Source organism: Oleiphilus sp. HI0125 (assembly GCF_001635355.1).
Genome location: NZ_LWGF01000982.1, coordinates 1 through 1,211 on the forward strand (window position 1 = coordinate 1; position 1,211 = coordinate 1,211).

Below are 1,211 nucleotides of genomic sequence, written 5' to 3' on the forward strand. Positions count from 1 at the left end.
AGCAGCCCACAACGCCGGTTGCGTATCAGCGATCGTTCCGTTTGGTTACTTCGATGAAGGCACGAATCTTAATGACCTAGGAGCACAGCATCTATTGAGAAATGCCAAGGACTTGATTCATTTTTTGGACAACTAATGGACTCAGAACTCAAATCGAATGCTCCCATCAAAAGCAGCTGCATTTTCTTCGACTTCATCTAAGTTAGGGCGATCGATAATCTCGCGCTGAACGCCTACACGAAACGTAAGTTGAACAAAATCCAACGGCGCGTACCCGCCGTGTAGATACAAAGAATTTAAAGCGCCATCATTGCCATTCCTATAATCGATTGAATGGGATTTATGGCCAAATCCAAGTCGAAGTTTCCGCGACAAATACCAAGCCAGTTCGCCATACCACGCATTTGATATATAACCACCGCCCTCTCTCCCTAGATTAGGATAAGGCGTTTTCTTTTCACGATGAGATAGCCCCACATCAAATACTAAATCTAGATCATAAGCTGTATAGATCTGTCGATACTTGATCTCACTGAAGCTAATGCGATAACCATCCCCGGACTCATACTCGCTGTAAAAATCTGCCTTCCCGGTATCGGTCAGATAAATAGACAAACCTAAACCACCGCCATTGAGTCGTTCTTCATCAAGGCGAGTTTCATGTCGCGTGCTGATATACGCGATCCGCCAGCTATGACTGAGTAAACGGTCATCATGCGAATACGTTAGCCTAACTCGATTAAAATCATCTTGGGGTGTTACATCATCAGCGCTAAGGCTTATATCAAGGTAACTGACTCGCGCTAAGAACTCGTTTTCTAAAGGCGAAATCGAAGACTGATCAACAGGCGTAAGGTAATACCTAGCATTGACGCCGTGCTGCTTTTTGTCCTCGTCTTTGTGATGCTGGTCTGAGTCTTTTACAAGATAGTGCGTATCGAACTCGATTGAACTAGAAAATTCATTCGCAGCAAAAGCACTATTAGCGATTAATAGCCCATACAATGCCGCCCATACATACCTTAAGAATTCAATCCGCAAGCTCTACACCAAATCTCTGTAAAATTTAGCTACAAAAATAGGCGAAAAATAGATAATTTCGAGGCGTTTTAGCCTATTTCCTGTACTACGGTTTTTTGAACCTAGCATCAAGAATAGATCGCTATTATGAAAATATTGCTCGTAGAAGACAGCCCAGTAAATCAACTCGT

At 43.0% G+C, this 1,211-nt stretch carries 1 protein-coding gene; it reads right to left on the bottom strand.

The window, feature by feature from the left end; all coding sequences use genetic code 11:
- Positions 1-141 precede the first annotated feature (141 nt).
- The gene (locus A3762_RS16910) at positions 142-1,041 is read right to left on the bottom strand and encodes a hypothetical protein (protein WP_156493540.1); all 900 of its coding nucleotides are present in this window, start codon (positions 1,039-1,041) and stop codon (positions 142-144) included.
- Between the last annotated feature and the right edge of the window lie 170 nt (positions 1,042-1,211).